This window comes from Fibrisoma montanum, from assembly GCF_003583365.1.
GTDB lineage: Bacteria > Bacteroidota > Bacteroidia > Cytophagales > Spirosomataceae > Fibrisoma > Fibrisoma montanum.
On the sequence record NZ_QXED01000007.1, the window covers coordinates 148,710 to 174,209 of the forward strand.

Genomic DNA, 25,500 nt, shown 5'->3' on the forward strand with positions numbered 1-25,500 from the left:
TGAGTAAATCAGTGACTTGGCACGCAAGAAAATAACGTAAAAATACAACTATCAGGGGAATAGCTATCTTCTGCCGGCCACTTATTCTGTAAAGGGCGGCATTGGGCAGATTTACTTTTATGAATAGGATTGATTGTTCATAAACAAGTTATCGTGACCCATTGCAAAAAAAGGTCACACAGCCTATTCTTGTGCTCTACTCCTTTTCCCCGTTATGAAAACATTATTGTCTCCTGCCGCCGTACTGATTGGTGTGGCGTTACTGACTGGCTGCCAACCTGCGGCTGATTTTGGTTTCCGGCCCTTTCCTGTCAATTCAGCGCCTACGACACCGCAAACCATTCCGACGACCGTCGTTAAAGCCGATTCGACGGATGAGCCGGGCAATCTCCAGCTCACCTCCATTGACTGGCGGATTATATCCTACCTGCACATGGAGGAAAACTATCCGCTTACGGATAACAGTTTTGCGTTTACCCTGAATAAGGGGTTCTACATGGCCCGCATCCAGGGCCGCGAAGGTATATACGACAGCCGTGTAAATGGCCGGTATATGTGTACCTTCAGCCATAACGACTGCGACAGCACCAAGTCGAAACCGTCTTCGCTCTGGGACCGGATTGGTCAGGTTAACCCCTCATCGCGTCGTCTGGTGTGGACCTTTGCCGATCAGCAGAAAAAGCAGGGCTATCAGTTCGAGATGAGCGCCTTGCCCAGGTTCGTCAATGTCGTTTCGGCACCGGATACCATCCGTCTGACCGGCGACAACACCTTCCGCATCGCCGAGACCGTTCCGCAGGATAGCCTGGTTGTTGAGGTTATGATTCTGGAGCCCGACGAACCAGCCCGTCAGCGCGTGATTCCGTTTATAAACAACACAAAAACGCAGTTGCGCGTGAAGGCCGTCAACAATGCGTTCACCCTGCCCGTTGCTCCGCTCAGGCAGCTAATCGAATTCACCAGAAAAGATGTTACCAAACAGAAGGTATATCTTAACGTATCAGCCATACGGCAGGTGATCAAACGCATTGGTACCAAAAAAGTAATGCTGACGTACCAGGTCAGTAACTGGCGACAGGTGTACATCCGATAACTGTCCGTAAATTGCCGGCGGTGGTAGCGTTCCTTTCCCTCCTTAACCAGTATGGTGTCCCGAAAGAATGTCTTTATCTCGTTTTCGCTGGCTCAGCAAAACATACGTGCCCGGCTGTTCCATACCCTGCTGTCGGTTCTCGGAATTGTGATCGGCGTGGCGGCCCTGGTGGCGATTCTGTCGCTTATCGACGGCATGGAAAAGTACGCGCAGGAGCAGATTACCAACACGACCGACCTGAAATCCATCTTTGCCCGGACGGAAGCGTATCAGCAAACCGATAATATATGGGTCAAAAAAGACAGCTACGCCTATCTGGACTACAATCGCTTCAAACAGCTCAGGGCATCGTTGCCCCTACCGGCCCAAAGTTCGCTGCGGGTAAGCCAGTCGCATCTGGTTCGGTTAACGGGCCGCACTAAACCGGTCGGTGCCCGCATCAACGGCATAGCATCGCCCTATCCGACCCGCACCAACATTGCCTACGGTCGCTACGTCACCGAAGCCGATGTAGCAGCTGCCAGTCAGGTTGCGTTTGTTAATCAGAATTTCGCCAGACAGATGCTGGGAGGTCAGTCACCAAAAGCTTTACTGGGAAAAACCCTGACGGTTGCCGATAAAACGCTGACGATCGTGGGCGTTCTGGAACCCCAGCAACCAGATCCGAAGGTTGCAGAAATCTTCATGCCGATCACGTTGTTTTCGCCCGCCGAAATCAGGGAATCTCCTCCCGTTTTTGTTGCCGAAGCCGATGAGGTTACGGCCGTACCAGCGCTCAAAACCCATATTGAGAAATGGCTGAAACAGCAATTCAGGAACCAATCAAGTGACTTTAAGGTAGACACCAACGAATTGCGCGTGCAGCAGGCCGCCCAGGGCTTCCTGGTCTTTCGGGTAGTGATGGGGCTGATCGTTGGTATTTCCGTCTTGGTCGGCGGCATTGGGGTTATGAATGTCCTGCTTATTTCGGTGACCGAACGTACCGTCGAAATTGGCGTCCGGAAAGCGATGGGGGCCAAGAAACGGGACATTCTGTATCAGTTTCTGGCCGAATCGATCACCGTTTCGCTGTTTGGCAGCTTTCTGGGTTTGGTACTGGGTATGCTGGCTACGCTCGTTTTTATTCCCATCATCAAAGCAGTTACGAACGTACCGTTTCAGGCTGCGTATACCCTTAATACGTTCCTGATTATCTCGGTTGTTGCCATTGTGGTGGGTATTGTATTCGGCACCTACCCGGCCCTAAGAGCCGCCCGCTTAGATCCGGTCGAAGCCATGCGGAGGGAGTGAGTTTTAACTGATATGGTTGGGAATAGGCCGTTGACGCATCAATTCCTCCTCGACGACAGTGATATACCCTACAAACTGCCAGTCAACGGCTGACAATTCAAGTAATAGCCGGCCAGGTGCTTCGGGTAAATAATCGTCAAGGCGAAAATAAACTACTCCAATTGGACGGTACCCATCCTTGAAGACAAGCGTTCCATGATCACCGTCGAAAGTAAGTAATATGCGCTGGTCAATAATGGCCATATCCATGACGGCCGTGTCGGGCAACCCCCAATGGTCAACACCAACGTGTTTTATATCCCAGCCTGCCTCTCGGAGCAATTTAAAGGCTGGAAAAGGGAAATTTTCATGAGCCAGCCAACGGTAAGCTCCCTGGCTCATGATGCTTGACGCCAGTCAGGACGACGTCGTCTTTAAGCGTATCGAGCATAAACGCATATACTGCCTGCAACGCTTCTTTGGGCAAATGGGGATAACTTTCGAAGATCATCTGTTCGGTCCAGCCATTCGCTAAACGCCCTAACAATAGTTCAACCGACAGACGAGTGCCTATGATGACTGGCTTACCAGTCAGAATGTCCGGATCAGTGTGAATGTAATCTCGCCAATTCATACCACTACTTTTTACGGCTAAGTTACTACAAAAGAGCAAGCTAATCGAACAGGTACCAGTCTACGCCAAACGCGAATGCCCGGCGCATCCCCAGAAAGTCGGGGGCAACGAAGTAACCGGCCCGCGGAAACCCCTGGTTGGCGTGCGATAGTTTCACAAACAGGCGCGTGCGGTTCACCCGCAGGTTGGCAAACACATCGGCCACCACATACCCTTCGACGGGCTGGCGGTTCTGCAGGTAGAACTGCTGCGTAACGGGCATGTAGGCATCGGCGAAGTAACTCGACTTATAGTGCAGTTCTACACCCGTCTGGACGTAGAGCACTTTGGCATACAGAAACTCGTACTGGAACCGCGCCGTCACGAACAACGGAGGCAGCCGAAGAATATCCGACCGCGACACCAGCGAGTAGTACGCCTGCCCCAGCGCCTGAAACTTCTTGGCCGTGTACTGGTACCCCAGCCCTACCCGCAGTACGCTGAACGCGCCGGATGCCTGCTGCGGTACGGCCTGTTCGTTGAAATAAATGTAATTGCTCAGCAGCTGGTAGTCCAGCCCCGGCTGGAGCCGTAATTTGCCGAGCGGCACGTTCAGCGTACCGTAGGCATGGTTGACACCCCTCAGCCGGAACCGGTTGTTCCAGAAAAAGATGTTGCTCTGAAACCGCTGCTGGAGCAGTGTCGGGTCCGCGAGCATGGCTGTGTAGCCGCCCGTCAGCCATTTGCTTTCAAACTGCCCCTGCAACCGGAAACCACCCCCGATCAGATACTCGGCCTCGGCCGTAATCCGCGACAAACTATCCGGAAAATAATAGCCCAGCCACCCCCCCACGTAGTTTTCAATTACGGGGCGGGGGGCGTATTCCCCATAGTTGTTGCGGGCCGCGTTGATGTTATACCGGCTATACTGCCCATAGACCCGCAACCGGGTGTAGGCCCGATAGTTGAAATTCTGAAAAACGCCTTTTATGCCAACCTGGTTATCGACCGCCCGGAACCGGTTATCCTGCTCAATACGCGACGAATCGGTGAGGATGTCGGGGTAAAAGCCCGGGAAGCCCTGCCGCGGTTCCTGATTGACGCGGAGCGTATCGTCCTGATAGTAGTTCTTCTGGCGTTTGTAGTCCAGCCGGTGGTAGACCTGAAAGCCCTGATCGAGCACAAACTGCTGGTACAGGTGCCAGTCGTTGCGCAGTTCGCGGCCGTTGGCAAAAATCAGCCGCGAGTTGCCGGCATAATCGTACGGTACCTCCACTGTGTCGCGCTCTGCGCCGGGTTCAATCCGGAGCCCGGGCAAAACCCCGCCCTGTTCATCAAGGCTGTGGTTCATATTGATGAAATGCAGGAGCAGCGTGTATTTTTCGTTCTTGGAGCGGTAGTTCGTGTGCGCCAGAAAGCCCCAGTTCTGGGCCAGCAGTTTGTTGGGGTCGTTGGAGCCGCGGGTGCCGAACTGCTTCTGCGAGGTAAACCGCTGAACGGCAAACCCGGCGTTCCAGCGGGGGGTGATGTTCTGGGCGAAATCAAAGCGCAGGATATTCTGATTGCGTCCGCCCAGCACCAGGTACATATCCGTGAACGGCGACTTGGTGTCGTAGTACTTCACCTGCATGGTCTGGTACTGAAACGGCTCGAAGACGTAGTAGCCCGTCTGCGCACCGATCTGCGGGGGCTCCGACGGGAAGATTGGCCGGATGGGCGTGCCCAGATTTCCCAGGTCCTGAAAGAGGTAGCGGCTTCGCTGCACGTAGGTAAAGCGATCAACACCATCGAGCAGCGTATCGGTCGTATACAGTCGTCGGCGATTATTCAGAATGTCGGTTTCGAGTACGTACCGGGTGGTGCGCGGTCCGTAAATTACTTTCGTTGAGTCGTCGATGCCGCTGGGGCTGGAATACGTACTGCTGTTCGGGCCGGACGGCTGCCCGCCGAACGATCCCGGAAACCCGCCCGGCACCCGGATGCCGCCGGGAAGCTGCTGCCCCACGGCCGAACCGACCATCATCAGACAACAAACAACAATCAGAACATATCTAGTCATTCCGACAAAATTAGCGCAAAAACGCCGGATGCGGGTTGGCTTAAGGATTTTTAAGAGTTCGGTTCAGGTAGATGCCCTTATGGTGACGCCTTTGGCGGTACCTGCAGAAACCGATCCGGCAGTTCGTCGCCCAGAAACCTGACGGCAACGGGCAGGTAAAACAACGGCCATTGGCTGCGCTCGTCCGGGGTCAGCAGCGCATCCAGCTTCACCCAGTCTTTCTCGGTCGTCAGCAGGGCGGCCCCGGGCGGGCGATCGCTCATGATTCGTTCCAGTTCCGCCCGCGTATAGACGTAGTGATCGGCAAACCGGTGGTGTCTGACCAGATCGAACGTTCGGCGGACGTACTGCTCCAGCGGACCGGCACTGGCCAGACCCGACACCAGTATCACCCGGCGCAGCGAATCGGTCGGCTGGTGCGCAGCAAACGACACCGGACGGCTATACGACAACCCGGCAAAATAAACGGGTGCCGTGGGAGCGTACCGCCGGATCTGCGCACGAATTTGCTGCTGCTCATCGGCCGACAGCTCGTCCGGGCATTTGGTAACAATGACCGCGTCGGCCCGACTGGCGCCCTGACGCCCTTCGCGCAGGCGTCCCGCCGGAAACGGATAATCGAGGTAGAACGGCCGGTTGTAGTCGGTCAGCAGCAGGTTTATGTGCGGCCGGACGGCCCGGTGCTGAAACGCATCGTCGAGCAGGATAGCCGACGTATCGGGGTGAAGCCCGAGCAGTTGGCGGATGGCGTCGGCCCGGCGTTCGCCAACGCACACGCGGACGCGCTGCGGCATCGGACGGCCAAATTTACGATAAATTTGCAGCGTTTCGTCGCCGATGGTATCGGCCGTATCGGCATCGGTTGCCATCCGAAAGCCTTTTGTCCGGCGGCCATAGCCCCGGCTCAGCGTAGCCAGCACGGCAGTAGAATCAGGACCGGAAACTAACCGTTTAATCAAATACTCGACCATGGGCGTTTTGCCGGTTCCGCCAACGGTAAGGTTTCCAACGCTCACAACCAGCACCTCAGGCTGGTATTTTTTTTTTAATCCTTTGTCATACAATTTATTACGGATATCCGTAATAAAACTATATACTCTACTGAGTGGTAGTAGTAATTGAATGAGGGCCAAGTGCTTTCGCTAATAATTTCGTAACATTGACTTTTTTGAGCAACCAAAAGTAGTACTTTTAGGGTTGCGAACACCGTCTGACACTGCCCGCCACAATGAGCCTAAAAGCCGACTATGTAAAATACACGCTGCATTTTCGCTTTGAAGCGGGTACGTCACGCGGCACCCTCACGCAGAAGGATTCGTATATTATCCGGCTCTGCGATGATGCGGACCCATCTATAGTCGGCTATGGTGAGTGCGGACCTCTGAAAGGGCTGAGCTACGACGACCGGCCGGATTTTGAAAAGCAACTGCATCAGTATTGCCAGTACTTCAACCAGCTTGATCTTCAGCTTTTCAGCTGGAACCTGCCAATCATTCTCAATCAGTTAATCAGTCAGCAATTTCCGAGTATTCTGTTCGGTTTTGAAACGGCCATGCTGGATTACCTGGCCGGGGGGCAGCGCGTCATCCGCGACGGCGATTTTGTGCAGGGCAACCGGTCGATTCCCATCAATGGGCTGATCTGGATGGGCAGTCCGGCCTTCATGCGCCAGCAGATCGAGGAGAAAATTCAGGCTGGTTACACAACGCTCAAACTGAAGATCGGGGCGCTTGACTTCGAACAGGAATGTGAGCTGCTGGCCATGATCCGCGACCGGTTTACGCCGGAACAGATCACCCTGCGGGTCGATGCCAACGGAGCTTTCCGGCCCGACGAAGCCATGGCAAAACTGGAGCGGCTGGCTACCTACGGGCTGCATTCCATCGAGCAGCCGATCCGGGCCGGGCAGCACGAGCTGATGGCCGATCTGTGCCAGCACACACCCCTGCCGATTGCCCTCGACGAAGAACTGATCGGCCACTCGGAATACGTCGATAAATTCCGGCTGCTGAAAAAAATCCAGCCGCAGTTCATCATCCTGAAACCAACGCTGCTGGGGGGCCTTCGCCACTGCGACGAGTGGATTGAACTCGCTGGGCGCCTGGGCATGGGCTGGTGGATTACGTCGGCACTCGAATCGAACATCGGCCTGAACGCCATTGCCCAGTACACAGCTCAGTTCAAAAACCTGCTGCCCCATGGGCTCGGCACTGGTCAGCTGTACTACAACAACTTCGACAGCCCGCTCACGGTCGAAAACGGCCAACTGCACTACAATCCCGCCCAGCCATGGGACGTTGCTCCATTGGACCTGCGTAGTGTGCAATCACGGTAAACTACGGAACGAACTACGTCCAGTCTACCCCCTTCCGGAGCCAGTGGAGCGTCTGCTCCTCGCGGCTGCCCGGTTCGGGCCGGAAGTCATACACCCAGTTGGCCTGCGGGGGCATACTCATCAGAATTGATTCGGTACGGCCGTTGGTTTCCAGCCCAAATTTTGTTCCCCGATCCCAGACGAGGTTAAACTCGACGTAGCGGCCCCGGCGCAGCAGCTGCCATTGCTTCCCGCGTTCATCAAAAGGAAGGTCCCGATTCTGCCGCATGAAATGCGTGTAGATCGGTGCAAAGGCGTTGCCTACGTCCTGCACAAAGGCAAACAGAGCGTCTTTGTGCGGTGCGTCGGTGGGTTTGAGGTAGTCGAAAAAGATACCGCCGATTCCCCGGGTCTCGCTGCGGTGCGGGATAAAGAAATAGTCGTCGGCCCAGGGTTTAAATCGACCGTAGTAGGCCGGATCGTGGCGGTCGCAGACGGCTTTGAGCTGCTGGTGAAACCACCGGGCGTCGTCGGCCACGACGTAGTGGGGCGTCAGGTCAATACCGCCACCGAACCAGTTGTGGCCCGTGCTCATCTCAAAGTACCGCACGTTCATGTGGATGATAGGCACCATCGGATTCCGTGGATGCAGCACGATTGATACACCGGTTGCGTAGAAACTGGCGGGCTCGGTCAGGTTCAGGGTACGTAGTGTGGCCTCAGTCGCTTCGCCGTATACGGCCGAAAAGCCAACGCCCCCTTTTTCAATTACGGCCCCGTCGGCCATAGTCCGGGAGCGGCCCCCGCCCCCACCCGGTCGTTCCCAGTGGTCTTCGCGGAACGTACCGGTGCCGTCGGCCGCTTCGAGGGCTACGCAGATGCGATCCTGAAGGTCCGTAAAAAATGAGGTGATGGTTTCTTTACTGGCAGTTGTTGTCGAAGTCATGGTTTACGCAAAAGTCGCAACGATGCCACAAAGGTCGCAAGAACCGCGCAATCTGCGACTATTCCGACAACTTCAGTGAGTACCGGACCGGCCTTGGCTGATCGATCATCAGCAGCAACCCCTGTTCGGTAAGCTGACGCAGGAGTTTGGTAGCCCGCTGGTCGGAGATGTTCACCAGTTGGGCCATACGCGCGGCCGTGATGCTGTCGTTCTTGCGCAGAAACTGGATCAGCGTACGTACCGCCGGCGACTGGAGTAACTGGTTATCAGCTGATTCCTGCGAAATAATCAGTTTGTTGGTCGGCACCGATTTGTCTTTGCTGCGTACGTAAATGGTTCGGGTGCCCTGTTCATCCACGGCGTAATGCGGCTTGTCGGTGCTTTCGGGTACGTCGATGAGCAGGACCAGCCGCCCATCAACGCGCCTGGTTTCGTAGCTGATTGTGATGGCCGGTTCGACAAAAAAGTCGGTAGCCTGCTCAATTTTTCGCATCTCGTGCAGTTCAGAGTCCACACCGGCAATTTTGCCGTCGTCGGTTACACCAACGATCAGGACACCCCCAACGGTGTTGGCAAAGGCCGTCAGGGTACGGGCAATCCGGTGCGACGCCGAAATTGAGCTTTTAAACTCCAGCCGGGTACCTTCACCCTGCTCAATCAGTTCAGTAAGGTTATAGGGCATGTGATGATAACGCAACGTATTTCCGGAAAGTTATACCAAACGGCGGATTTAGCCGCGGGGTGCACGAACTACTTACTCGTTGCAGCGAGGGTTCAGGTGCCAGCCGGCCCCCCTTCACCCACCGACAGCTTTCTGATAACCAGCGGATCCGGATGGCTAATTACATAAGTTACTATTTTCAATTATATGTTATTTTTAATATACCGATTAAAATATTTAACAAACATAATTACAGGAATTACTTAATTTTACGACGTATTTACCACTGTCTCTTGCCAAAATCTACCAAGTATCATGACTCCCTATCTTGTAAGCAGCCTGTTGGTGAGCAGCTTCCTTATGATTGGTATGTCTGTTCGCCAGTTTTCATTAGCTCGGCGTTGTCCGTCCTGTAAGCAGACCCATACCGTCGAGCGTTCGCGTCGGCCGGTCTGGGTAAAGAGCCTGCTGTTCTTCGTACCTACCCGTGGCTATCATTGTTACGCGTGCAACAAAGGATTCGTTAAGATTGGCTGATGCCCGGCAAGTTTGCCGCGGCCGTCACTGATGAACAGCTAGCCGGTTGAATAGCCCCGAAGTCAATGATTTCGGGGCTTTCTGTATGCCTGGCTACCGGCATCTTTGACAAAATCGGGGGTTAACCGAGCTATGGCTGACATTCATCAGCCGGTCGGCTTCCAGAAATCAGCAGGACACCTGACCAACTTCACGGTGGTTGCGGTCGATTGGGCCGACCTTTACCCTCCGAAACCAACACCGTTCACCAGATGAAACCGACCGTTGCCTGCTGTCTATTTTTCCTGTGTTGCCTTTCCCGGAGTTACGGCCAGCCCGCTACCTACGGCGGAGCGGGTTCGTTCCGGATCGGGTACGCGAGTCTGCATCAGGTAAGCCGGGTGTTTGCCCAAACCGCACCGGCGACGCTTGCTCCGCTGGGTACTGCTTTTGTGTGCATGGGCGGTGAAGGTTACGCCCGTCTGAACAAATACATCGTCGGGGGCGGTGGCTACGGTATGGCCCGCCGGCCGCTTACCCGGAACACGATCCACGCCGAACCGTTCAGCGGGGGCGGCTTTCTGCAGGCCGGGCGCATTCTTCTCGATCAGCCACGCTTCTGGTTGTATCCCACCCTGGGTGCCGGCTTTTCGGCCATTGGTCTGACGCAGTATGAACAAACCCCCACCGGCGAACACCTCAACGAGCGAACCGTCCTGCTAACCAATGTCAACGTTCATCTGGGCCTCGGCATCGACTGGCTGGCTGTCCGAATCGACAGCGACGACCGCGAACGATACGGCGGGGTCTTGATCGGGCTTCGTGTCGGGTATCAACTGAGTCCGCTCGTATCGTACCGGCAGGATGACGACCTGGGGCTGGTCGAGCCGGAGCCCCGATACGCTACCAATGGATATTTCGTGACCCTGACGGTTGGGGCCGGCGGGTTTGTTCGTCGCTGATGAGCAGGCGCCGACTCACACCTCCACTCCAACCATGCAGACTCATCACGATCAACTTATCTGTTGGCTACTGGCTACGCCTGCCGTCGGCCGGGCGACACCCGATCCGTTGCCTCCGACCCGTTCTCATGCTCCCGGCTTACGTTCCACCGGCTTAGCACAGCTACGTCGTCACCAGCTGATTCATGCTTGGGTGTTTGGCGGCTGGGCCATCGCGAACGTAGTCGTCGGGGGAACGGGTATGTTTTTTACCGACGGGTATTGGCACCATTTCCACCACATGAATGCCGCATGGGGAAGCATCAACCTGATCGTAGCCGGGGCCTTCCTGTACCAGGTAAGGCAGCTCCGTGCTACGGCAAGCCGACCGGTACTGACGCAAACCGAGCGGCAATTCCGACGGTTCCTACGTATCAACCTTGGTCTTGATCTGCTCTACATAGCCGTGGGCTACTGGCTGAACCAGCAGGGCGCCGGGTCGCTTACCCATCAGGCGATGCTGCAGGGGTTTGGTCAGGCGATCATGCTGCAGGGCGTTACGTTGCTGAGCGTGGACCTGCTCTCACTTACTATCTGGCTAAAGCGACGGGCCAGGCTGCAACGAACCTGACGTCCGGACAGACGTATGCATCATACCGGTACTGGCCCTGCGCAAGCGATTAGGTACCGCTGTGGCTGAGACAGCCATCCGGCCATGCGTCTGATGAAGATTCTGTCCGCTGCTGATTTTCGTCATTCACCCACGGGGTCGGTCCCGGCTACTTTTGTACCACTGAACCGTTGCTGCGTTTCATCACTGTCCTTTTTACGCTTGACTTCACCCCAACCCGTTATGCTACCAACTACCATGAAAGCCGCCGTAGCCCATGCCTATGGCCAGCCTCTTCAGATCGAACAGGTACCCGTACCGATTGTTACCCCCGGCAAAATCCTGGTTAAGGTGGCCGCCTGCGGGGTTTGCCACACGGACCTCCACGCCATCAACGGTGACTGGCCCGTTAAGGCGACCCTCCCCCTGATTCCGGGTCACGAAGGCGTCGGTACGGTCGTAGCCATTGGTGCGGGAGTTACGCAGGTTAAGGAAGGCGACCGGGTGGGCGTTCCCTGGCTGTATACGGCCTGTGGGCATTGCGAGCAGTGTTTTTCGGGCTGGGAAACCTTGTGTGAGCAGCAACAGAATACAGGGTATTCGGTGCAGGGAAGCTACGCCGAGTACGTACTGGCCGACCCCAATTTTGTGGGCCACATTCCCGACAACCTGTCGTTTGAAGAAGCTGCGCCTATTCTGTGTGCGGGCGTAACGGTGTACAAAGGTCTGAAAGAAACAGAAGTGAAACCCGGCCAGTGGGTTGTGATTTCCGGCATCGGTGGATTAGGCCACCTCGCTGTGCAATACGCCAAAGCGATGGGTATGCACGTAGCGGCCGTGGATATTCAGGCTGATAAACTCAGGCTTGCCCGGGAGGTAGGCGCGGATCTTGTCATCAACGCGGCCGAAACTGATCCCGTCGCCGTGATTCAGCAAACGATCCGGGGTGCCCACGGGGCGTTGGTAACGGCGGTTTCCCGTTCCGCCTTTGCCCAGGGGGTCGGGATGCTGCGTCGGCGCGGAACGCTCTCGCTGGTGGGGCTGCCCCCCGGCGATTTCGGTCTAGACATTTTTGATATGGTGCTCACCCGCAAGACGGTACGTGGATCCATTGTCGGCACCCGGCAGGATCTGGCGGAGAGTTTACTGTTTGCTGCCGAGGGGAAGGTAAAGGTCCATGCCCATTCCGACCGGCTGGACAACATCAATCAGGTGCTGGCCGACATGGCAGCGGGCCGGATTGACGGCCGCGTTGTGCTGCATATTGATTAGCGTACTGTACACTATCATCTAAACAAAAGCCCCGGCAACAAGCTGTTGTCGGGCTTTTCTGTGGAAATGGGGAGCTTATAAAACTTCTGGTGGCACTGCTCAGTAGTGAGCAAGGCGCTATACCGACCGGTAAATAGGCTTTAGCAATCCGAACGCTGCAACGCTTAGAACGCTTTGAACCGATTCCAATCTCGCTTAGAGTTCTAAAAGCTATGTATTGAGACAGACGCCCAACGGAGCTAAGGGCCGCTGATCTGGCTCTGTTATCCTTCCGGAGAAAAGTACACATCAAAGGTGTCAACTATCTTGTTGGCTCAATGAAAGCGGTACTGAGTGCAAGCCAGAACATGGTTCCCGCTGAATGTGTACTTTGGCGCGTGTAATCGTGGATAAATACAACCCCGGTTAACAAGCCAACATCCCTCGGAACGTAGGACAATTCCGAGGGACGTTGCATCACTAAATTTATGTTACTCGATTAAGCCTGCAAATTGAAAGGACACGGGTGTTACCATGTCCTTTCAATTATCCTTATTATTTAATACCCTCTACTTTGATGTCACATATAACTCTGTGAGTAATGCTTTAGAATGAGATAACTGAACGAAAGTTCTATCGTAGGCAGCCCGATCCGAAGCGGTGGGTTGATAATCGCCTGCTTTAGGTTTGGCTTCGAATACTACAGGTAGAACATAATCACCAGCATAAGCGGGTTTTTGAGTTGGTAGATTAGCAAATAGTCGGGTTACTTCACCCACAAATGCCTGACTAAAAACCCCCATTTTTAACAGCTTAACATTGCTAATTTTTCCCTCCTTATCGATGGTAAAGTCTACATACACCTTAGCTTCCTTGGTTGGCTTTTCGGCCAATAATGGATACTGAACCGACTTTAGCACTTGGCGAAAGTCAGAATCATTATTCAACGAAGATCCTCCTACTTGTGACCATGCCAAAGAAGAAGCCATTAAAGCAAAAAACAAGCTGGAAATTAAGATTTTCATAAGAATTCGAGTTTAGAAATTGTGATATAAAGAGCTAACTAACAGTACTTTGAAATGTTCTTTATAAAGATGAATGAACAAACTTTGTACTATTGTATAAGTGCAATTATGTGAAGCTACTCTTCATTCTGTGTTTTTAAGGGGCGCAAGGCTAACAGAACGAAAGTAAAAGCCACTACCGAATCAACAATACTCCGTGTGGGTTGAGTAAAACCAATACTCACAAAAGGATTCCACAAGACAGCGATCACTAGTAGCCCTACAACGGCAATGATAGAGTCCTTGACTAAGATAGCGCTATAAATGGCCAAACCGCAACTGGCAATCCGTAGCATTAAAATCAGACCGTGAGGCAATGATACTCGGGCCAGAGTGGCCAAAAGGATAAAAGCAGCGGTGACCAGCAGAGTAGTTTTATAAATGTTCATAAGTTGAAAAAGCAATTACGTCATCTGCATCAACTGTTGTATAATCTCTTACATGTTAACCAATTACTAAAGTACCATACCCGACACTATCATACAAGCCTTGTATGTTCAGAAAAACGAACTTAATACTAGTTAATATAATTCTAAAAAAACAAAACTTGGGAAACTTATGAATCTTGTCGTCATCGCTAAGCCGAACATCTAAGTCACGTAGATATTCTATCGTCTGCTTAATATTCGGAGTGGCGGGCTTGGGCTCTGATCAGTTCAATGTCCTTGGTAGCATTCCAAAGCGCAACAGCGCCAGTGTGTTTCCAACTGTATATATCATGGCCCGGGCCGACTAAGTTTAATTTTTCCATCACCTTCACGTGGCGACGATAAAAGTACTTATTCCCTACCATAGTCGGGCCTGGTGTGCCACCAGCCGAGAAGACATAGTAGTGGCCGGGATAATTCCGTACGCCTTGTTGCTGGATTAACTGCTCCAGAGGCAACGAAATGTCTATAAATTCACCTTCATTCGTTTTAGCCGTATCGCCGGTAACGCATATAGAGTGCGTATGAACATCGCGCACACGTAGCCGGCGCAACTCCTCACTAGGGCGTAAGAAGGTATAATACATCCATCGGCAAAAGGTCAGCTGTAATCTTAGCTGCCTTCATAGGCGCTGGCTCCTGATGTGAAGCCAGTTTCTCGCCCTCATACACCATGCCGTCTTTCAGATACTCGTTCAGTTCTTTGATGACCTGATCAGCATCGGCCAAACGAGCCTGTGCTGTATCGCCCGTTACAATGACTCGTTTACGGGTGAGTGCATTCTTGGTAAAAGACCAAATCCAGTACGTAACACACCATTGTTTACTAAGATCATCACTCTTAGGTCTGGTTAAGTAAGGAGACTCAAATGGGTATGGCCCATCGGTATTCATAGAATTGTACAACTTCTTCTGCCACTTTTTTACCATTGCTTTAGAAATTGACACAAAAAAGCCCGTAAGTCATTGACCTACAGGCTTTTATTTTGTGGAGACGGAGAGATTCGAACTCTCGTCCAGTCAAGGAACCCGTCGTGCTTTCTACATGCTTAGATGCGCTTGAGATTGTCGGGAATCGGCCAGGTGCGCATCAGACCGAGCCTCATCCGTAGGTGCTGTTGTCTCGCCCGTTGTTAACACCATTATCCGGGCCAGCGCTGCGAGTCGATGCCTCCTGATCCGGCCAGCAGCACGTAGGCCGGGGAGACAATGGCTATTGCTTAATCCTCCGGATTAGGCAGCCATGGCGTAGTTATACTCGCCAGTTATTGTTTTGACGATTTGTTCGGGTCGGGAAATTCCGTCAACTCCCGGCATGCTTACACGCGACCTCTGCAAGCTGTCAATTCCGGTCGTCCCCAAATTGGCATCCACAATGGGCTGCGTGTTAAAGTAGAACGCAAATATACACGGTTTGGTTCGATTTCCGACGCTGACCCCTACACGCCGAAACGGCCGGGCCGTTTCTCCCTCACCCTCAACCAGTAACGCCCCCATACGTGCCCCGGCCCGCTACGTGACCTATGCCTAACGAAATTAAACTTATTCGATTTCTGTTTGTTAAGCGGATATTCCAGGTCTCTGTCGGCCTGGAATATCCCATGCTCATTACGCCATTTGAAACAGACCTCTACCGGCACCTGACCCCGTTTTTCGCCGACCATCAGTTCGATCTGCTGGTGAGCCGAAAGCAATATCGCCGTACACTCCCGACGGGGTTTCAGAACGTGATTCTTTCGCCGTCGTTCTACGGCGACGAAACCATGCTGGAGGTTAACTTCGGCTGCCGCAATGAGCAGGTGGAACAGATTGCCCAGCAGTTTCTGAACAACGTATTCGACTACCGGCCCGATGCCAACACAATCATTATCTCCATCGGTAAGTTTGGCGGGCTGCGCTATTTCCGGTACAAGATTCATACGCCCGACGAACTCGCCGACACCTGCGAACAGATCCGGCAGTTTTTCCTGACCCAGGGCTTTGCGTTCCTTAATGAAGCCAGTTCCCTGGCTACCCTCGATCAGCTGCTGAACGACCAGCCGAATCAGCCAAGCCCTTACGTCTACAATCAGGCGCACCGCTGCTATAAGGGGCTGATTGTGGCCAGACTCAACCACAACCCGCACTTCGACGGCCTGATCGACAGTTACCGGCACCTCCTGATCCGCCAGACGCAGAACCCCTACGAGCAACTGCATTTTGAGCGGCTGATCGCGTACCTTCAGCACTATTCCGCCAACTGATACCCGCTGCCGACCCGGCGCCGTCAACCGTTGCGCGGACTGTCTACTCTTTTCGTTTGATCACGCTGATATTGCCACCCCCTTCCAGATTGCACTGCTTTACGTCTTTCAGCGAATCGACGCCGTTCAGCCGCAGAATCTGCATGAGCTCATCTTCCGAAATAAGTTGCGTTGCCATGTTCTTTCGCTGCATGATGCCGTCTTTCACCAGCACCACCGTATCGGGCTGCGCCAGTTTGGCAAAGAAAACCGACCGGTAGCCCAGCCAGTCGATGGCGAAATCCCAGAACAGCAGTGTCCCGACCAGCGCGATGCCTTCGGTTATGGAGTGGTACTCGCCCGCCATCGAATTCTGGGCAGCATCGGCAATGAGGATCACCAGCAGCAGGTCACTGATGCTGAGCTGCCCGGTTCCGCGCCGAAAAAACCGGATGGCCAGAAATATGGCCCAGTACGTAATGGTACCGCGAATAATGATTTCAAGAATGGAATTCGACGGCACAAACATCTTTTCCCAATCGATGTCGGCCAGCAGCAGGGTTTTCATAACGTATTGTGGGGTGATGGTGATGGATTCACAACCAATTCCGACTTTTGCGGTTCTTTTTTCTTACTGTACAATGACTAACTCCCCTGCTGGCTCCTCCCTCGATGCCGTTGTTCGTCAGCGCATCGATCAGAAAACGAAGCCCCTCGGGGCGCTGGGCCGACTGGAAAACCTGGCCCTGCAACTGGCCCTGATTCAGCAAACCGACACGCCAACGCTGCAAAATCCGCACATTCTCGTCTTCGCCGGCGACCACGGTCTGGCAGCTGAGGGTGTCAGCGCCTACCCCGCCGACATCACCTACGGTATGGTGCAGAATTTCATCGCGGGTGGGGCGGCTATCAACGTATTCTGTCGCCAGAACAACCTGACCCTGCTGGTCTGCGACGTGGGGGTTGCCGGTACGTTTGCCGAAAACACACCCAGCTTTGTGAAGTTCAAGATTCGGCCCGGTACGCGGAACATGCGGTATGAACCGGCCATGACCCGCGACGAGTGCGAAGCGGCCATGGATGCGGGCCGAACGCTGGTGAACGGGGTACAGTACCGGGGCTGCAACGTTGTCGGCTTCGGCGAGATGGGCATTGGCAACACCTCCCCCGCCAGCCTGCTCATGCACCGGCTGACGGGCCTCCCCCTCGATCAGTGCGTCGGTCGCGGTACGGGTCTCGACGACGCCGGGCTGGTGCACAAACGAAGCGTGTTGCAGGCCGTTGCCGACACCTATGCGCATTTGAACGACCCGATCGACGTACTCAGCGCCATGGGCGGGCTGGAACTGGCGGCCATGGCGGGGGGTATGCTGCAAGCCGCCGAAAACGGCATGGTGATTCTGGTCGATGGCTTCGTGGCCACGTCGGCCCTGCTGGTGGCGCGGGCGCTCAACCCCTCCATTCTGGCCAGCTGCGTTTTCTGCCACCTCTCCAACGAAGCCGGCCACCGGCTGATGCTGGATCATCTGGGTGTGGAGCCGCTGCTGAACCTGGGCATGCGCCTGGGCGAAGGAACGGGCTGTGCGCTGGCCTACCCGATCGTGCAGGCTGCCGTCGGGATGCTCAACGACATGGCGTCGATGGATGTGCTTTAACGAAAAAGCCCCGCCGGTCAGGGCGGGGCTACGTTTTCAGGGATCGCTGGTCAACCTTTTACGACCGTGAACGACGCAATGCCTTCGTACGATTTCAGCCGTTCGCGTTTGGTGCTTTTCGGCTTCGCAAACAGATAGAGCGTCCAGTTGCCGGACTTCGGTACGCTGGTCGTCAGCTGGTAGGTATCGTCCGACTGCCGGACGGTGACGGGAATATTCGTCAACTGGCTGTTGCCGGGGCGGCCGACGGAACACATAAACTCGACGTCCGACTCACTACGTAGCGTCAGCGTCAGGGCGTCGCCGGTGCGAATCAGCCCCGTTTTCGGGAAATTCCGGTCGAAACCCAGCCGGAAGTACGCGTCGTACAGTTTGGGAAACTGGTCGAACTGCGCCTTGCTGAGCGCCGGGCTGAGCAACTGCCAGCGCGGATCGGTCGGGAAATGGTTGGCGATGAACGCCGATGGCTCCGTCAGGAAGTAAAAATCGTTGGGTTCGCCGTTGCGGGCGGTTGTCTGCGCCCAGGCCAGATCGAGCAGGTACCAGTCGCCGTCGAGTTTTACGGCATTCCACTCGTGATCGACCCGCTGAATGGGCTGCCCCGCTTCGTTATCGTTCGTGCGGGCGTAGCCTTTGATGTTCACGACCTCGATACCGGCCCGCTTCAGCAGGTGCTTATACAGCAACGCAAAGCCCGTGCAGACGGTCCGGCGCGAACGCAGCACTTTGGTGGCGTAGTCTACCTCCGAGGAATACGTCCGGCCGCTGTAGGTGCTCATGTCATACTTCACGTGCGACGAAATCCAGGCGTAGACCGAGCGGGCCTTGGCCAGTTCGCTGCGGGCGGGGGCCGTCAGGTAATCGCTCAGGGTGTTCAGGTTCCGGGCCGCCGACTCGGGTGCGCTTTTGGCATAGCTGTCGATGGTCGTGTAGTCGATCTCAACGAACTTCGACGGACGCGGAATCTCCCAATCGTGGGCACCACCAACCAGCATGCCATAGCCAAGCTGGCCGGCCGGGATCGGGAACGTAATGGCCGTACTAAAAAAGAATAGAAACAGGGCCGTTAACGGCCGGGTTATATGGTTACGCATACCTCGATTCGGTCTCACAACCAGATAACAAAAATGTACCGTATTTTATTGCTGATTCTGACAAGTTCTGTCCTGTTTATGTCCGATAGTTTCGCCCAGTTTTCCTCGTCTGCCAGCGCCCGGTCGCCCATGCAAACGTACTCGTTCCGATTGCGGCCCGGGCAGGACCTGAAGCAGCAGCTGGATGCGCTCGTTCAACAGCAGCGCATCGAGGCCGGCGCTGTTGTGACCTGCGTCGGCAGCCTGACCGACGTAACTCTGCGGCTGGCCAATCAGGAAGGGCCGAGCGTCTGGCAGGGGCACTTCGAGATCGTTTCGCTCGTCGGTACGCTGTCGGTCAACGGCAGTCACCTGCACCTCTCCGTATCCGACTCAACCGGCCGAACGCTGGGCGGCCATCTGCTCGACGGCTGCCGGATTTACACTACGGCCGAGATCGTGATTGGGGTTATGCCGGATCTCGTATACGTCCGCGAACCGGACCCTACGTTCGGCTACAAGGAACTGGTGGTCCGGAAGCGAAAAAAGCCGTGATCGGCATGGCTGGATTTTCCCACCGTCAGGACGACCTTCGGCCGTGTAGAAACGGCTAATCATAACGCTTTGTAAACATTTCCCCCTAAAAATTGTCCTATTTAGATAGGGGTTATATTAAACAGCATGACGAATGAACGGTTTACATCAGGCAGCGGCTCTCGGACTACTTTTACTTCTTGGCGGCCAGGTTTGCGCGCAGCAACCCGGACAAATGCCTTCCGATACGTCGCGTCAAAACGCGCCGGGTAAGGCAGACACGCTTCGAAACACGACGCCCCCGCCCACCCGACCCGACACCACCCAGTTCAACTCGGCCGACCCGATGGACCCTATGCGTACCCCGCAGCCGGCCGCCACGCCGACCGTTCCGCAAGGTCAACCCCAACCTAGTGACCCGGAACTGCCCGCAGCCGCAACCCGCAACGGTACTGTTCAGGGGCAGCTGGTTGTGGCGCAGAATGGTCAGAACCGTCCCGTCGAATTTGCCAGCATTGGCCTGTTCAGCGCGACGGATTCCAGTTCGGTTGGCGGTGGACTGAGTAATGAAAAAGGCCTGTTCGTTATTGACAACCTGCCCCCGGGCAACTACTACATTCTGGTGCAGTCGCTCGGTTTCGCGGCCAGGACCATACCGAACGTAACCATTACGGCCCAGCAGCCAACGGTCAGCCTGGGCAGCGTTTCGCTGAACGAAACGGCCCGCCAACTGGAAGAAGTGGTCGTGCAGGGCCAGCGCCAGCTGATCGACTACGCACTCGACCGCAAGATTGTCAACGTCGATCAGTTGCCGACGGCACTGGGCGGCACCGCAACAGACATTCTGCAGAACGTACCCTCCGTCACGATCGACGCCGATGGTGTGCTGAGCCTGCGCGGAAGCAGCAACGTACTGGTGTTCGTCGACGGCAAACCGTCCGGCCTGACGGGTCTCGATCGGGAGGCCGTACTGGAGCAGATTCCGGCCAGCAACATCGAACGCGTTGAAATCATCACCAACCCCTCGTCGCGGTACGATGCCGACGGGGCCGCGGGTATTATCAACATCATCCTGAAAAAACAGCAGGCGCAGGGCTTCAACGGCAATGTCCAGCTCAACGTCGGTACCCGCGATAAGTACAACGCGTCCATCAACCTGAACTACCGGATCAAAAACCTTAACCTGTTCGGCAGTTATAATTTCCGCGATGAGCGCCGGTTCAGCTACCGCAACTCCGACCGGCAGAACCTGTTCGAAAATGATTCGACCAGTTTCCTGCTTCAGCGTAACGATGGCTTCCGGTCGGGGGTCAACAATAACATGCGGTTTGGGCTTGACTACAACCTGACCAAACGCGATAACATAACGGCCTCGGTCCTGTACCGTCCTCAGTACGACCGGGACGTCAGTTCGGAAACGATCAATACGTTGAACAGCGACCGGGCGCTGCTGGGGCAGATCCTCCGGCTGACCGAAGAGCGGGAGCCGGAGCGCGGCTTCGACTACGTGTTCGGCTACGCTCGCACGTTCGAGAAACCCGGCCGGAAGCTGAACTTCGACGCGACGCTGTCGACCAACAACAGCATCGAATACACCGACTACCAGCTCTCAACGGACCTCCCGGCTTATCTGATTACGCCCAACCTGCGGGCCGGTCGACAGGAGAGTACGAATGATGAAAACAACCGGGTGTCCGTGCTGCAACTGGATTTTGTGGAGCCGTTTGGCGGCAAAAAACGGTTTGAAGCCGGTCTGAAACAAACCAATCGCTACCAGAACGCCGACTACGTATTCCTCGATTACCTCTACGGCTTCCCGGTGTTGAATACCAACATCAGCAACAACTTCGTGTACGACGAACGCACGAGTGCCGCGTACGTCAACTTCGGCGACGAGTTCAAAACGTTCAGCTATCAGCTTGGGGTACGCACGGAGTATACCAACATCATCACCGACCAGCGGACAACGGCCCAGCGCAATACCCGCGACTACATCTACCTGTTTCCGAGCGCCTTCTTCAACTATAACATCAGCAAGGAACAGAAGATGCAGGTTAACTACAGCCGGCGCATCAACCGGCCGTCGCAGCGGGCGCTGAACCCGTTTATCGACCTGAGCGACCCGCTGAACATCCGGTTCGGAAATCCCTTCCTGAATCCGGAACTGATCAACTCGTTTGAAGTCAGCCACCTCTGGTACGGCAAATCAACCTCGCTGACCTCGTCGCTGTTCTTCCGGCGATCGACCAACGACGTTACGCGCTTCCAGACCCTGCGGCCCGACGGCGTTACGGAGCAGACCTTTCTGAACCTGAACCGTTCGCAGAATTATGGCCTTGAGGTGGTCGTGAGTCAGGACATTCTGAAGTGGTGGAAAGCCAATGGTACGTTCTCGTTTTTCCGGGCCAACATCCAGCCGGGGCCGGGCGTACCGGAAGGGCTGAACCGCAGCAACCAGAGCTGGACCGCCCGGCTTAACTCCACGCTCAGCCCCTGGAAAGGCACCGATATGCAGGTGACGGTCAACTACCGCTCGCCGTTCATCGTGGCGCAGGGCACCATCAACGGCTTTTTCAACGTAGACTTCGGCCTGAAGCAGAACGTACTGAAAGGCCGGGGGTCAATTAATTTCCGGGTCAGCGACATCTTCAACACGCTCCAGTTCAGCAGCGATACGTTCGGGTCCAACTTCATTGCCAGCTCGGTGTCCAAACGCGAGAGCCGCATTGCCTTCATCGGCTTTAGCTACCGACTCAGCCGGCAGGTTTCCCGCGACCGGGAGCGTGACCGCGATGAACGCCGGGACGATCAGGACAACGGCGATGATGAGTTTTAGCGATCAGTAATCCGGAGTATCCGTTCGATCACGATGGTCCTTCGGGGAGTTGCGGTTATGCGTACTCCCCGAAGGATGTGGGTTTACGAATCAGTAGGCGGGCGTCGGCGCTTCCTTTTCTGGTTTTACTACGTATATGACGAACCGGTTCTCTGTGTTGCTTCGGGCCTGGCCCGGCGCTATTTTGTTCATGAGTTCGCTGGGGGCAGCCCTGGCGCAAACGCCCGCTCCCACCAACGTACCCCGCGCAGCCCCGATTATGAGCCGCTGGGAAAAACAACTCACCCCCGACAACGCCTGGCGCGAATACCCCCGCCCGCAGATGGTCCGTCCGCAGTGGCAGAACCTGAACGGGCTGTGGGAGTATGCCATCACCCCCAAAACCGCCCCGGCTCCAACGACCTTCAGCGGTCAGATTCTGGTGCCGTTCTGCGTCGAATCGACGGTTTCAAAAGTTAACAAACCCCTCACCCCCGACCAGCGGCTATGGTACCGCCGGAACGTAACGATTCCCCGCGACTGGAACGGCCAGCGGGTGCTGCTGCACTTCGGAGCCGTCGATTACGAGTGCAGCCTGTGGGTCAACGGCGGACTGGTCGGCTCGCACACGGGCGGCTCGGATGCGTTCACCTTCGACCTGACGGATTTTCTGAAAGACGGCCCGAATCAGCTGCTGCTGGGCGTAACGGATCCAACCTCGACCGACGAACAGCCCCGGGGCAAGCAATTGCTGAATCCCAACGGCATCTGGTACACGCCGGTGTCGGGCATCTGGCAAACGGTTTGGCTGGAGCCGGTGCCCAGGCAGGCCTACATCGACGAAGTGCGCGTAACACCAGAGGTCGATTCGGGCCGCGTGCGGGTTGAGGTGCTGCTGGATAAACCGGCCAACAACCGTACCACCGCCATCCGGCTAACGGCGCTGGACGGCAACCAATCCATTGCTACGGCGCTCGTTCGGGCAGGCCGGGTGGGGTATCTGCCCATCCGCACGCCCAAACTCTGGTCGCCCGACCGTCCGTTTCTTTACAATCTGCGCGCCGAAGTAGTGACGGTCAACGACCCGTTCGAGGGCGTACCCAACAACCAGCGTCCCCGGCGCGGAGCCCCCGCCGAACAGACCGCTTACGCCAACGCGACCGTGACGGGCAACCCGCAGGATGCCGTAACGAGCTATTTTGCCATGCGGAAAATAACGATTGGTCGGCGCCCCAGCGGAGCGGGTTCGGCAGCCAACCAGCCGGTGCTTCTGCTGAACAATGAATTCGTGTTTCAGAACGGCCCGCTCGACCAGGGCTGGTGGCCGGGTAGTCTGCTGACCCCACCCTCCGACGAAGCCATGAGCTTCGAGATTGACTTCCTGAAAAAATCAGGCTTCAACATGCTCCGCAAACACATCAAAGTGGAGCCCGCCCGCTACTACTACCTGTGCGACCGACTCGGGATGCTGGTCTGGCAGGATATGCCGTCGGGCTTTCTGGAAGGGCAGAACGAATCGCCGGGGGATGTGGCCGAACCGCTGCGCCGGTCGAAAGGCAAGGAGCAGTTTGAGCTTGAACTGCGCCGGATGATGAACCAACTGCACAACCATCCGAGCATTGTGACGTGGGTGGTGCATAACGAAGGCTGGGGCCAGTACGAAAACCAGCGGCTGGCGGCCTGGGTGAAAGGTCTCGATCCGAGCCGGGTCGTCAACGCGGTCAGCGGCTGGAACGACCGGGGCGCGGGCGATTTCTACGACATCCACACCTACGAACCCGAGCCCAGAGCCCCGGCTCCGAAACCGGACCGCGTGGTGGTCATTGGCGAGTTCGGCGGTATCGGCTGGCCTGTACAGGGGCACCTCTGGAATCCGGAGATGCGCAACTGGGGCTACCAGACGTATCAATCGGCCGATGAGGTGCTGAAAGCGTATCAGAAAAAGTATACCAAAATCATCGAGTACTACCAGAATCAGGCGCTGTCGGCGGCCGTCTACACGCAAACGACCGACGTAGAGGGCGAGGTAAACGGCCTGCTGACCTACGACCGCGAGGTAATTAAAATTCCGGTCGAAACGCTGCGCCAGATTCATGCGCCTTTATTCAAGAAGTAAGCTGACCCGGCCACCGGGCGTCGTCAGTTGCTGATCGTGCGCCCGGTGGCCGGCTGCGGTCGTTACCCCTAACCCGTTTTGTGTATGAACCGAAGGCATTTTCTCCATCAACTGACCGGTGCCGCTTCCGCCTTGACGCTGGGCCAGGCAGCCGCAGGACGTTCCCCTTATTTCATGGGCTTCGACGACCTGATGAACCACCGCATCGCCGACGTCCGCTACACCGAGGTCCAGTTGACATGGCCCCGGTTTGTGGGCAAAAACGCCCGGCGCGACATCCACGGGTACGGCCCTAAAGTCACGGTTTGTACCCTCACGACGGATCAGGGTGCGAAAGGCTGGGGACTGCCCAACGGTCGGCGCAGCGACGAGGTGATTGCCTACGTGAAAGGCAAACGGATAGCCGACCTGTTCCGGCCGGACGTGGGCGTAACCGACCCCAGGGCGCTGGCCTTCGACGTACCGTTGCACGATCTGGCGGGCGTCATCCTGAACCAGCCCGTGTATCAGCTCCTCGGTCAGCAACAGCCACGACCGAACGCGGCCCGACCCATACTGACCAAATGCTACAGCGGGATGATTTATTTCGATGAACTGGAGCCCAAGGCCGGGCCGGTGCAGACGCTGGCAAACGGAATGGATACCATCCTGGAAAACTGTGCCAGCGATTACAAACTGGGCTACCGGCAGTTCAAGCTCAAGATCGGGCGCGGCAACATGTGGATGCCCAAGGACGCGGGCCTGCAGCGCGACATTGACGTAACGAAACTAGTGGCCAAAACCTTTCCCGACTGCGAGATCCTGGTCGATGCCAACGATGGCTATACCGTCGACAGTACCATTGCCTACCTCAAAGGCATCGGTGACATACCGCTGTTCTGGATGGAGGAACCCTTCGCCGAAACGGTCGCCGACTACCGGAAACTCCGCACCTGGACCCGCGTTAACACCCCGAAAATCCTGCTGGCCGACGGCGAATACAATCCCGATCAGACCTTACTGCGTGACCTCTGCGAACAAAAATTGATTGATGTCCACATCACCGACATCATGGGGTATGGTTTTACCCCCTGGCGGAAATTAATGCCGGACTTGATAAAGATGGGCATTCAGGCGTCGCCCCACGCCTTTGGAGAAGTACTCAAAACCAACTACACGGCTCACCTGACCGGGGGCCTGGGCAACACCGTCACCATCGAGGGTGTTCCCTGCACCAGCGACGATATTGACTTCGGCAATTACAAAATTGTTGGTGGGCAGCTTGTTCCGTCGCCTGCTCCCGGCTTTGGCATGAAGCTGCTCAAAACCGCCTGAGCAGTC

24 protein-coding genes and 1 other RNA gene are annotated in these 25,500 nt (G+C 55.6%); 13 read left to right on the forward strand and 12 right to left on the reverse strand.

Features of this window, described 5'->3' with window-relative positions:
- Positions 1-214 precede the first annotated feature (214 nt).
- On the forward strand, positions 215-1,093 hold the full coding sequence (locus tag DYU11_RS23150) for a hypothetical protein (protein ID WP_119670110.1): 879 nt from the start codon (positions 215-217) through the stop codon (positions 1,091-1,093).
- A 51-nt stretch (positions 1,094-1,144) separates the two neighbouring features.
- Positions 1,145-2,383 (forward strand): ABC transporter permease, encoded by a 1,239-nt coding sequence (locus tag DYU11_RS23155; protein WP_119670111.1) that lies wholly within the window; start codon positions 1,145-1,147, stop codon positions 2,381-2,383.
- 3 nt (positions 2,384-2,386) lie between these two features.
- Here the strand turns inward: DYU11_RS23155 and DYU11_RS23160 are convergent, their stop codons facing one another.
- From DYU11_RS23160 to lpxK, 4 genes are all read right to left on the reverse strand, one after another.
- Positions 2,387-2,764: a DUF5615 family PIN-like protein gene (locus tag DYU11_RS23160; RefSeq protein ID WP_158600347.1), complete on the reverse strand. Its 378-nt coding sequence runs from the start codon at positions 2,762-2,764 to the stop codon at positions 2,387-2,389.
- A complete protein-coding gene (locus tag DYU11_RS23165; RefSeq protein WP_119670112.1) occupies positions 2,730-2,996 on the reverse strand; it encodes a DUF433 domain-containing protein in 267 nt (88 codons plus the stop codon). Before DYU11_RS23165 ends, DYU11_RS23160 begins: the two co-directional genes overlap by 35 nt.
- A gap of 40 nt (positions 2,997-3,036) precedes the next feature.
- A complete protein-coding gene (locus DYU11_RS23170) occupies positions 3,037-5,034 on the reverse strand; it encodes a putative porin (RefSeq protein WP_119670113.1) in 1,998 nt (665 codons plus the stop codon).
- A 77-nt stretch (positions 5,035-5,111) separates the two neighbouring features.
- Positions 5,112-6,167, reverse strand: a complete 1,056-nt coding sequence (gene lpxK, locus DYU11_RS23175) for a tetraacyldisaccharide 4'-kinase (RefSeq protein ID WP_119670114.1) — start codon at positions 6,165-6,167, stop codon at positions 5,112-5,114.
- Positions 6,168-6,262: 95 nt separating this feature from the next.
- Here lpxK and DYU11_RS23180 point away from each other — a divergent pair, with 95 nt between their 5' ends.
- Positions 6,263-7,369 (forward strand): o-succinylbenzoate synthase, encoded by a 1,107-nt coding sequence (locus tag DYU11_RS23180; RefSeq protein WP_119670115.1) that lies wholly within the window; start codon positions 6,263-6,265, stop codon positions 7,367-7,369.
- A gap of 13 nt (positions 7,370-7,382) precedes the next feature.
- Here DYU11_RS23180 and hemF read toward each other — a convergent pair whose 3' ends face one another.
- Together hemF and DYU11_RS23190 are read right to left on the reverse strand one after the other, a co-directional pair.
- The gene (hemF, locus tag DYU11_RS23185; RefSeq protein ID WP_119670116.1) at positions 7,383-8,294 is read right to left on the reverse strand and encodes an oxygen-dependent coproporphyrinogen oxidase; all 912 of its coding nucleotides are present in this window, start codon (positions 8,292-8,294) and stop codon (positions 7,383-7,385) included.
- A 58-nt stretch (positions 8,295-8,352) separates the two neighbouring features.
- The gene (locus DYU11_RS23190) at positions 8,353-8,976 is read right to left on the reverse strand and encodes an RNA-binding domain-containing protein (protein WP_119670117.1); all 624 of its coding nucleotides are present in this window, start codon (positions 8,974-8,976) and stop codon (positions 8,353-8,355) included.
- A gap of 648 nt (positions 8,977-9,624) precedes the next feature.
- Between DYU11_RS23190 and DYU11_RS33850 the strand changes: the two genes are divergently transcribed.
- From DYU11_RS33850 to adhP, 4 genes are all read left to right on the forward strand, one after another.
- Positions 9,625-9,747, forward strand: coding sequence for a hypothetical protein (locus DYU11_RS33850; RefSeq protein WP_262697151.1), 123 nt, complete (start codon positions 9,625-9,627; stop codon positions 9,745-9,747).
- Positions 9,744-10,433 (forward strand): hypothetical protein, encoded by a 690-nt coding sequence (locus tag DYU11_RS23195; RefSeq protein WP_119670118.1) that lies wholly within the window; start codon positions 9,744-9,746, stop codon positions 10,431-10,433. Before DYU11_RS33850 ends, DYU11_RS23195 begins: the two co-directional genes overlap by 4 nt.
- A 34-nt stretch (positions 10,434-10,467) precedes the next feature.
- Positions 10,468-11,043, forward strand: coding sequence for a DUF6992 family protein (locus DYU11_RS23200; protein ID WP_147368020.1), 576 nt, complete (start codon positions 10,468-10,470; stop codon positions 11,041-11,043).
- 222 nt (positions 11,044-11,265) lie between these two features.
- A complete protein-coding gene (gene adhP, locus DYU11_RS23205; RefSeq protein ID WP_119670120.1) occupies positions 11,266-12,294 on the forward strand; it encodes an alcohol dehydrogenase AdhP in 1,029 nt (342 codons plus the stop codon).
- A gap of 548 nt (positions 12,295-12,842) precedes the next feature.
- Here adhP and DYU11_RS23210 read toward each other — a convergent pair.
- The 4 genes from DYU11_RS23210 to ssrA form a co-directional block, all read right to left on the reverse strand.
- Positions 12,843-13,298, reverse strand: a complete 456-nt coding sequence (locus DYU11_RS23210) for an energy transducer TonB (protein ID WP_119670121.1) — start codon at positions 13,296-13,298, stop codon at positions 12,843-12,845.
- Between the two features lie 116 nt (positions 13,299-13,414).
- Positions 13,415-13,726: a DUF6804 family protein gene (locus DYU11_RS23215; RefSeq protein WP_119670122.1), complete on the reverse strand. Its 312-nt coding sequence runs from the start codon at positions 13,724-13,726 to the stop codon at positions 13,415-13,417.
- A gap of 600 nt (positions 13,727-14,326) precedes the next feature.
- Entirely contained in the window at positions 14,327-14,659 is a 333-nt protein-coding gene (locus tag DYU11_RS23225; RefSeq protein ID WP_158600348.1) for a hypothetical protein, read from the reverse strand.
- Positions 14,660-14,751: 92 nt separating this feature from the next.
- Positions 14,752-15,125: a transfer-messenger RNA gene (ssrA, locus tag DYU11_RS23230) on the reverse strand.
- Between the two features lie 163 nt (positions 15,126-15,288).
- Here ssrA and DYU11_RS23235 point away from each other — a divergent pair.
- Complete coding sequence (locus tag DYU11_RS23235; protein WP_310589497.1) at positions 15,289-16,008, forward strand: hypothetical protein; 720 nt, start codon at positions 15,289-15,291, stop codon at positions 16,006-16,008.
- Positions 16,009-16,051: 43 nt separating this feature from the next.
- Here DYU11_RS23235 and DYU11_RS23240 read toward each other — a convergent pair whose 3' ends face one another.
- The gene (locus DYU11_RS23240; RefSeq protein ID WP_119670125.1) at positions 16,052-16,555 is read right to left on the reverse strand and encodes a DUF421 domain-containing protein; all 504 of its coding nucleotides are present in this window, start codon (positions 16,553-16,555) and stop codon (positions 16,052-16,054) included.
- Positions 16,556-16,628: 73 nt separating this feature from the next.
- Between DYU11_RS23240 and cobT the strand changes: the two genes are divergently transcribed.
- Positions 16,629-17,642: a nicotinate-nucleotide--dimethylbenzimidazole phosphoribosyltransferase gene (gene cobT, locus DYU11_RS23245; protein ID WP_119670344.1), complete on the forward strand. Its 1,014-nt coding sequence runs from the start codon at positions 16,629-16,631 to the stop codon at positions 17,640-17,642.
- 50 nt (positions 17,643-17,692) lie between these two features.
- Here cobT and DYU11_RS23250 read toward each other — a convergent pair whose 3' ends face one another.
- Positions 17,693-18,736, reverse strand: a complete 1,044-nt coding sequence (locus tag DYU11_RS23250; RefSeq protein WP_119670126.1) for a transglutaminase domain-containing protein — start codon at positions 18,734-18,736, stop codon at positions 17,693-17,695.
- Positions 18,737-18,769: 33 nt separating this feature from the next.
- Here DYU11_RS23250 and DYU11_RS23255 point away from each other — a divergent pair, with 33 nt between their 5' ends.
- The 4 genes from DYU11_RS23255 (at position 18,770) to DYU11_RS23270 (ending at position 25,494) form a co-directional block, all read left to right on the forward strand.
- Positions 18,770-19,270, forward strand: a complete 501-nt coding sequence (locus tag DYU11_RS23255) for a PPC domain-containing DNA-binding protein (RefSeq protein WP_119670127.1) — start codon at positions 18,770-18,772, stop codon at positions 19,268-19,270.
- 133 nt (positions 19,271-19,403) lie between these two features.
- Positions 19,404-22,085 carry a TonB-dependent receptor domain-containing protein gene (locus DYU11_RS23260; RefSeq protein WP_119670128.1) on the forward strand — a complete coding sequence of 894 codons (2,682 nt, stop codon included), beginning with the start codon at positions 19,404-19,406 and terminating at the stop codon, positions 22,083-22,085.
- Between the two features lie 136 nt (positions 22,086-22,221).
- A complete protein-coding gene (locus tag DYU11_RS23265) occupies positions 22,222-24,180 on the forward strand; it encodes a glycoside hydrolase family 2 protein (RefSeq protein ID WP_229365989.1) in 1,959 nt (652 codons plus the stop codon).
- A gap of 84 nt (positions 24,181-24,264) precedes the next feature.
- On the forward strand, positions 24,265-25,494 hold the full coding sequence (locus DYU11_RS23270; protein WP_119670129.1) for an enolase C-terminal domain-like protein: 1,230 nt from the start codon (positions 24,265-24,267) through the stop codon (positions 25,492-25,494).
- Positions 25,495-25,500 lie beyond the last annotated feature (6 nt).

Excerpts from the sequence above, each read along its gene's own strand:
- DYU11_RS23150 (WP_119670110.1), top strand. The coding sequence starts at position 215 with ATGAAAACATTATTGTCTCCTGCCGCCGTACTGATTGGTGTGGCGTTA.
- DYU11_RS23155 (WP_119670111.1), top strand. The coding sequence starts at position 1,145 with ATGGTGTCCCGAAAGAATGTCTTTATCTCGTTTTCGCTGGCTCAGCAA.
- DYU11_RS23160 (WP_158600347.1), bottom strand. The coding sequence starts at position 2,764 with ATGAGCCAGGGAGCTTACCGTTGGCTGGCTCATGAAAATTTCCCTTTT.
- DYU11_RS23165 (WP_119670112.1), bottom strand. The coding sequence starts at position 2,996 with ATGAATTGGCGAGATTACATTCACACTGATCCGGACATTCTGACTGGT.
- DYU11_RS23170 (WP_119670113.1), bottom strand. The coding sequence starts at position 5,034 with ATGACTAGATATGTTCTGATTGTTGTTTGTTGTCTGATGATGGTCGGT.
- DYU11_RS23180 (WP_119670115.1), top strand. The coding sequence starts at position 6,263 with ATGAGCCTAAAAGCCGACTATGTAAAATACACGCTGCATTTTCGCTTT.
- hemF (WP_119670116.1), bottom strand. The coding sequence starts at position 8,294 with ATGACTTCGACAACAACTGCCAGTAAAGAAACCATCACCTCATTTTTT.
- DYU11_RS23190 (WP_119670117.1), bottom strand. The coding sequence starts at position 8,976 with ATGCCCTATAACCTTACTGAACTGATTGAGCAGGGTGAAGGTACCCGG.
- DYU11_RS33850 (WP_262697151.1), top strand. The coding sequence starts at position 9,625 with ATGGCTGACATTCATCAGCCGGTCGGCTTCCAGAAATCAGCAGGACAC.
- DYU11_RS23195 (WP_119670118.1), top strand. The coding sequence starts at position 9,744 with ATGAAACCGACCGTTGCCTGCTGTCTATTTTTCCTGTGTTGCCTTTCC.
- DYU11_RS23200 (WP_147368020.1), top strand. The coding sequence starts at position 10,468 with ATGCAGACTCATCACGATCAACTTATCTGTTGGCTACTGGCTACGCCT.
- adhP (WP_119670120.1), top strand. The coding sequence starts at position 11,266 with ATGCTACCAACTACCATGAAAGCCGCCGTAGCCCATGCCTATGGCCAG.
- DYU11_RS23210 (WP_119670121.1), bottom strand. The coding sequence starts at position 13,298 with ATGAAAATCTTAATTTCCAGCTTGTTTTTTGCTTTAATGGCTTCTTCT.
- DYU11_RS23215 (WP_119670122.1), bottom strand. The coding sequence starts at position 13,726 with ATGAACATTTATAAAACTACTCTGCTGGTCACCGCTGCTTTTATCCTT.
- DYU11_RS23225 (WP_158600348.1), bottom strand. The coding sequence starts at position 14,659 with ATGAATACCGATGGGCCATACCCATTTGAGTCTCCTTACTTAACCAGA.
- DYU11_RS23235 (WP_310589497.1), top strand. The coding sequence starts at position 15,289 with ATGCCTAACGAAATTAAACTTATTCGATTTCTGTTTGTTAAGCGGATA.
- DYU11_RS23240 (WP_119670125.1), bottom strand. The coding sequence starts at position 16,555 with ATGAAAACCCTGCTGCTGGCCGACATCGATTGGGAAAAGATGTTTGTG.
- cobT (WP_119670344.1), top strand. The coding sequence starts at position 16,629 with ATGACTAACTCCCCTGCTGGCTCCTCCCTCGATGCCGTTGTTCGTCAG.
- DYU11_RS23250 (WP_119670126.1), bottom strand. The coding sequence starts at position 18,736 with ATGCGTAACCATATAACCCGGCCGTTAACGGCCCTGTTTCTATTCTTT.
- DYU11_RS23255 (WP_119670127.1), top strand. The coding sequence starts at position 18,770 with ATGTACCGTATTTTATTGCTGATTCTGACAAGTTCTGTCCTGTTTATG.
- DYU11_RS23260 (WP_119670128.1), top strand. The coding sequence starts at position 19,404 with ATGAACGGTTTACATCAGGCAGCGGCTCTCGGACTACTTTTACTTCTT.
- DYU11_RS23265 (WP_229365989.1), top strand. The coding sequence starts at position 22,222 with ATGACGAACCGGTTCTCTGTGTTGCTTCGGGCCTGGCCCGGCGCTATT.
- DYU11_RS23270 (WP_119670129.1), top strand. The coding sequence starts at position 24,265 with ATGAACCGAAGGCATTTTCTCCATCAACTGACCGGTGCCGCTTCCGCC.